Here is a 6,095-nt window from a genome sequence, read left to right on the forward strand (position 1 = left end):
CTGGCGGATCACCTTCGAGGCCTCCTCGCACAAGGCATGCGCATCATGCAGCGGCAATTGCCCCGGCATCTCCAGATGCAGCTGCACGAACCACTGGTTGCCCGACACCCGCGTGCGCAGGTCGTGCACGCCTTCAACCCCGGGAATGGCCAGCACCAGCGCAGCCATGTCTTCACCAACATCGCCGGGCAGTTCCTGGTCCATCAGAATGGCCGTACTCTCCCGCGCGATCTGCAGCGCGCTCCAGAGGATATAGACAGCGATACCCAAGCCGAACAGCGCATCCAACTGCGGCCAGCCAAAGCGTGCCAGCAGCAGGGCCAGCAGGATGCTGCCGTTGAGCAGCAGGTCCGAGCGGTAGTGCAGGGAGTCGGCCCGCACCGCCGTGGAGCCGGTCAGGCGGATGACCTTGTGTTGCAGTGCCAGCAGGGCAAGGGTCAGCACCAGCGACAGCAGCATCACCCCGATACCGACGGCGGTATCGCCCAAGGGTTGCGGACTGTGCAGGCGGTCAACCGCTTGCACCCCGATCAGCACCGCACTGACCCCGATGAACAGCGCCTGCGCCATACCGGCCAGGGCTTCGGCCTTGCCATGGCCGAACCGGTGGTCGTTGTCGGCTGGCCGCAGGGCGTAGTGCACGGCCAGCAGGTTCAGGAACGAGGCAACAGCGTCCAGTGCCGAGTCGGTCAGCCCGGCCAGCAGGCTGACCGACCCGCTCAGCCACCAGGCCAGCGCCTTGCTCAGGACCAGGATGCTGGCCACCGCCAGCGATGCGCGAGTGGCCAGGCGTAGCAGGCGCTGGTGTTCAGCCGGGGTGGTCATCATCCGTGGGTAGCGTCCTTGTGCTTCAGGCAGCAGGCACCAGGCCCAGGCTGGCCAACTGCTCGATGCTGCCGCGATGCTGGATCAGCCGTGGGTCGTTCAGCGGCAGGCGCTGGCCCAATTCGCTTTCCAGAATGGCCTGCAACTTCAGGTTGTCGACCTTGCCATCGGGGCTCACGGCTTCGCGCAGTTTGACTGGGTCGACCTGGGCGGATCGCCCGCCTGGGTAATAGATGGCGCCCGTGGCGAAGTCGATACCGAAGGCGATCAGCCCCGGGATCACATAGAACAGGATGCCGATGGCATCCATTGCGGCAACCACTGGGTCGATCTTGCCGCCGATCTGGCCACGACGTTCCGGGTACAGAATGGTGCCGCAGGCCGTCAGTTGGGTCAGCAAGGTGACGATGAGGGCGCCACCGATGACGCGGGATGGGATGCGCATGTAAAAACTCCGAAAAGGTATTCAGCAGGGCAAGCGAAACGCCTGCACCTGAAGCTAAGACCATGATAGGGCAGCTTGGGTTCGCCGTTATACTCGCCAGACTGTTCGAGGACCACCATGATTTCATTACCGATCGATGCTGTCTTGCCGGCCCTGCGCCAGGCCCTGGAAAACCGTGACGAAGCGGTGCTGGAGGCGCCGCCTGGCGCCGGCAAGACCACCCGAGTACCGCTGGCGCTGCTCAACGAGCCGTGGCTGGCCGGGCAGAACATTCTCATGCTCGAGCCCCGGCGTCTGGCAGCGCGGGCTGCGGCCGAGCGGCTGGCCAGCGAACTGGGCGAAAAGGTCGGCGAAACCGTGGGCTATCGCATCCGCCTGGACAGCAAGGTCGGGCCGAAAACCCGCATCGAAGTAGTGACCGAAGGCATCCTCACCCGCCGCCTGCAGGCCGACCCGGCGCTTGAGGGCGTGGGGCTGGTGATCTTTGACGAGTTTCACGAGCGCAGCCTCGATGCTGACCTGGCCCTGGCATTGAGCCTGAATGGCCGGGAATTGCTGCGAGACGACCCGCCACTGAAGATTCTGCTGATGTCCGCGACCTTGGAGGGCGAGCGCCTTTCGCGGCTGCTGGATGATGCCCCGGTGGTCAGCAGCGAAGGCCGCATGCACCCTGTCGACATCCGTTGGGGGCGGCCTTTCCAACCGGGTGAGTTCATCGAGCCACGGGTAGTGGACAGCGTGTTGCAGGCACTGGCTGACCAGACCGGCAGTGTGCTGGTATTCCTGCCGGGTCAAGCCGAGATTCGCCGGGTGCACCAGAGCCTGCAGGAAGCGCTGGGCGAGCGCCCCGAGGTCCTGCTTTGCCCGCTGCATGGCGAGCTCGATCTCGACGCCCAGCGTGCAGCCATCGGCCCGGCGCCCGAGGGGCTGCGCAAGGTAGTGCTGGCCACCAATATCGCCGAGACCAGCCTGACCATCGACGGCGTGCGCGTGGTGATCGACGCAGGCCTGGCCCGGGTACCGCGCTTCGACCCCGGCAGCGGCATGACCCGCCTGGACACCCAGCGCATCTCCCGCGCCAGTGCTACCCAGCGCGCCGGCCGTGCCGGCCGCCTGGAGCCCGGCGTGTGTTACCGCCTGTGGTCCGAGGCCCAGCATGAACAGCTGGCCGCACACGGCAGCGCCGAGATCCTGCAGGCCGACCTGGCCGGCCTGGCCCTGCAACTGGCACGCTGGGGCGTGACGCCCGAGCAGTTGCGCTGGCTCGACCAGCCCCCCACTGCCGCCTTCGCTCAGGCCCAGGACCTGCTGGCACGGCTCAATGCCTTCAAGCCCGGAAGCCGTGACAACCTCAGCGAACACGGCCAGGCCATGGCCGAGTTGCCGGCGCATCCACGTATCGCGCATCTGCTGTTGCGCGGCCAGGACCTTGGCCTGGCGCAGATGGCCTGTGATGTGGCTGCGCTGCTGGGCGAGCGGGATATCCAGCGCGGCGGTGGTGCTGATTTGCACAGCCGGCTGGCGCTGGTCAGTGGTGAAAGCAAGGCTGCCCGTGGCAGCCACGGCGGCGTGCAGCGTGCGCGCCAACTGGCTCGCCAGTACCGTGGCCTGTTGCGTGGCAAACCACGCGCGCCGGTCGTGGACCCCGATCACCCGCGCTGGCTGGGCGCGCTGCTGGCGCTGGCCTACCCCGACCGCGTCGCCCAGCAGCGCCGCGAAGGCGGTGCGGAATACCGGCTGGCCAACGGCCGAGCGGCGCTGTTTGCCGAAGTCGATGCACTGATGAAGTGCCCGTGGCTCGTGATTGCCGACCTGGGCAGCCGGCAGGGCCAGCGCGAAGAGCGTATCTACCTGGCCGCCGAGTTCGATCCGGCGCTGCTTGAGGGTGTGCTGGCCGAGCAGGTCGAGCGGGTGGATATCCTCGATTGGGACGAGCGCGAGCAGGTGCTGCGCGCCGAGCGCCAAGTCAAGGTCGGCGAGCTGGTGCTGAGCCGCGAACCATTGCCTGGCCTGAATGATGAAGCCCGCGCGAAGGCACTGGTTGGCCTGGTGCGGCGCAAAGGCTTGAACCTGCTGAGCTGGACCCCGGAGCTGCGTCAGTGGCAGGCGCGGATAGCACTTTTGCGTCAGCTGGATCTGCTCAAGGATGGGCAAAGCGAATGGCCCGACCTGGGTGATGAAGCCCTGTTGGCCAGCCTGGAAGATTGGCTGCAACCCTATCTTGGCAAAGTCTCGCGGCTGAGTCATTTCGCTGCCTTGGACCTTCCGTCGATCTTGCGCAATCTGCTGCCCTGGCCATTGCCACAGCGCCTGGATGAATGGGCGCCGACGCATCTGGCGGTGCCTTCCGGCTCGAGCATTCGCCTGGACTACAGCGAGAACCCGCCGATCCTTGCCGTGCGCTTGCAAGAGCTGTTCGGCCTGGCCGACACCCCGCGCATCGCCAATGGTCGTCAGCAGGTGAAGTTGCATCTGTTGTCACCGGCCCGGCGGCCAGTGCAGGTGACCCAGGATCTTGCCAACTTCTGGCGTACGACTTATGCCGAAGTGAAGAAGGATCTGAAGGGCAGATACCCCAAGCACTATTGGCCGGATGATCCATTGGTGGCTGAGGCTACCGCACGGGCGAAGCCGCGCGGCACCTGAGCGGCAGTGTTCAGCTATCTTGCTTAAGCAGGAAGGTGAGTGTTTCGCCTTCTTTCGTGTTCAGCAGGTACTGGATTTGCATTGCCAGAGAGGCTGATGTGGTAATGCAGTCACCGTGTGGATCGGGTGTGCCAGATGGGAGGCTTAATGGCTTCCTCCAGCGCGTCGAGGCTATACAGCCGTCAGACGGGTTGTAAATGAGCATTCCGAGGCTGACTTCAACGCAGCATCACCGAGTATCAAGGCCAATCGTACAGAGCTTCGTGCCTTGAACTTTTGCATCAGGACCTCAGCTCAAGCGCGAAGGTAGCGACTTCGCCTTCCCAGACGTTCAGCGGGGCCGGTGGCTGTTGGTAATTCCAGTAGCTGGGTGCATAGTTCAGACCTTTGCCTTATTACCTCTCTGGTCGAGCAGGTGGCAAAACAGCTCGTCACCGTCTTGGTATAAGGGTTCGGTCTGCCAGTGATCGGTGACTTCGGCTATCTGGTTTAATGCCACCGTCGGGCGTGCGAGCAGAACGAAGACTTTCCCGGATGCCTCAGGCCCCGGCCTCACTTTCCAGCAGCATGAACAGGCGATACAGCACCACGGTGCTGAACAGCTGCAGGAAGCCGCTCAGGCTGTCCATGGCCAGTTCGACACCCGGTGCGGGTTCGGGGAAGGCCATCAGCAGCAGCCCGTCGATCAACCAGATCGGCGCCAGCACACCTACGACACAGATCATGATGCGCATGAAATGCCCAGTGGTCATGCTGGCGCTGTCGCGCATCGACTGCACCACCGGGCGGCCGCGCAGTACCAGCAGGTATTCGGCGAACACCAGATTGATCATGATCCACACGCCCGGGAAGATGAACAGCGCAAGGCCGGCCATGATCAGCAGCGAGCTGATCAGGATCAGCAGGGCCAGTTGCGGCCACAGTTGCAGGGCACGGGCGAACAGGTCGCGCTTGGCGATGTCCCGACCGTTGCTGCGGGTGTCCAGGTACAGGATCAGCGCGGCGCTGTACAGCGGGTAGAACAGCAGGCTGATCAGCATGCCGTAGGCTGGTGATGCCTGGTCGCCCATCTGCCGGTACAGCAACTGGGTGAGCAAGGCTTCCAGCACCACCAGCGGCAGGCACAGCTGGAGAATGTTTGGCAGGTGACGGCGGAAGAAGTACAGGGAGTCGCGCAGGACGCTCAGCGGATTCATCAGTCAAGATCGCATGGCAGTAAAAACAGGGGCTTAACTTTAGCCCAAAGCAGGCTTGGGGCTGTCACTTGCTGAAAAAAGTTTCACGCCGCCGGTGATTGAATCCCACGCCTGTACGCCCCATCTTTGACGCTGTCCGTTGTCCGCTACCCCACGAGGTCGCCCCATGAATACTGAAGAACAAACCCTGATCGATGGCCTGTTCGGCCGCCTCAAGCAAGCCGAGGATCCGGGCCAGCCACGTGATGCGCAGGCCCAGGCATGCATCGAGGAACATGTACGTCAGCAGCCGGCGGCGCCTTATTACATGGCCCAGGCGATTCTGGTGCAGGAGGCAGCGATCAAGCGCCTCGACGAGCAGAACAAGCAACTGGAAGCCGAACTGAAGCAGGCCCGTGCCCAGGCCGAGGCCGCCCGCGCCAGCAGTGCGCCGAGTAATGGCGGTGGTGGTTTCCTGTCCAGCATCTTTGGTTCGGCTGGGCGCAATGCGGCCCCGGCCGCGCAACCGCAGCGTCCCGCTGCAGCACCCGTGACATCTGGCGGTGGCTGGCGTGAGCCATCGGCGCCGGGCTTTTCCCAGCCACAAGCGCAGCAGCCTGGCTTTGGCGCTGCACCGGCACGCAGTGGTGCCAGCAGCTTCCTTGGCGGCGCGATGCAGACTGCAGCCGGTGTGGCGGGTGGCGTGTTGCTGGCGCAGGGCATCAGCAGCCTGTTCAACCACAACTCGCAGCCGGAGGAGGTGGTCGAGGTGATCAAGGAAGAGCCGGCGCCGGCCAGTGACAACGGTGGCTGGAACGACTCGGGGGCGCAGCAGCAGGTAGCTGACAACGGTGGCTGGGGCAGCGACCAGGGTGGTTATGCCGACAGCGATTATGGCAGCGATGATGGTGGGTTCTTCTCGGACGACGATTCGTACGTCTGACAGGTCTGGCATACTGCTGGCGATTCTGGGGGCGCTTTGCGCCCCTTTCGCGACACAAGGC

The 6,095-nt window shown here is 64.2% G+C and carries 5 protein-coding genes; 2 read left to right on the forward strand and 3 right to left on the reverse strand.

Annotated elements, in window-relative coordinates; translation table 11 throughout:
• Nucleotides 1-828: cation diffusion facilitator family transporter (locus tag ACK1U9_RS05715; RefSeq protein ID WP_449109751.1), on the reverse strand; the 828-nt coding region annotated here is incomplete at its 3' end.
• A gap of 22 nt (nt 829-850) precedes the next feature.
• Complete coding sequence (locus ACK1U9_RS05720) at nt 851-1,270, reverse strand: hypothetical protein (RefSeq protein ID WP_046613202.1); 420 nt, start codon at nt 1,268-1,270, stop codon at nt 851-853.
• Nucleotides 1,271-1,387: 117 nt separating this feature from the next.
• On the opposite strand from ACK1U9_RS05720, the gene hrpB reads away from it, so the two are divergent.
• Nucleotides 1,388-3,916 carry an ATP-dependent helicase HrpB gene (gene hrpB, locus ACK1U9_RS05725; protein ID WP_449109752.1) on the forward strand — a complete coding sequence of 843 codons (2,529 nt, stop codon included), beginning with the start codon at nt 1,388-1,390 and terminating at the stop codon, nt 3,914-3,916.
• Nucleotides 3,917-4,455: 539 nt separating this feature from the next.
• Here the strand turns inward: hrpB and ACK1U9_RS05730 are convergent.
• On the reverse strand, nt 4,456-5,112 hold the full coding sequence (locus ACK1U9_RS05730) for a YciC family protein (RefSeq protein WP_108480714.1): 657 nt from the start codon (nt 5,110-5,112) through the stop codon (nt 4,456-4,458).
• A 166-nt stretch (nt 5,113-5,278) separates the two neighbouring features.
• Between ACK1U9_RS05730 and ACK1U9_RS05735 the strand changes: the two genes are divergently transcribed.
• Nucleotides 5,279-6,034 (forward strand): DUF2076 domain-containing protein, encoded by a 756-nt coding sequence (locus tag ACK1U9_RS05735; protein ID WP_449109753.1) that lies wholly within the window; start codon nt 5,279-5,281, stop codon nt 6,032-6,034.
• The last annotated feature ends 61 nt before the right edge of the window (nt 6,035-6,095 follow it).

It is taken from the genome of Pseudomonas sp. XP1, assembly GCF_053557675.1.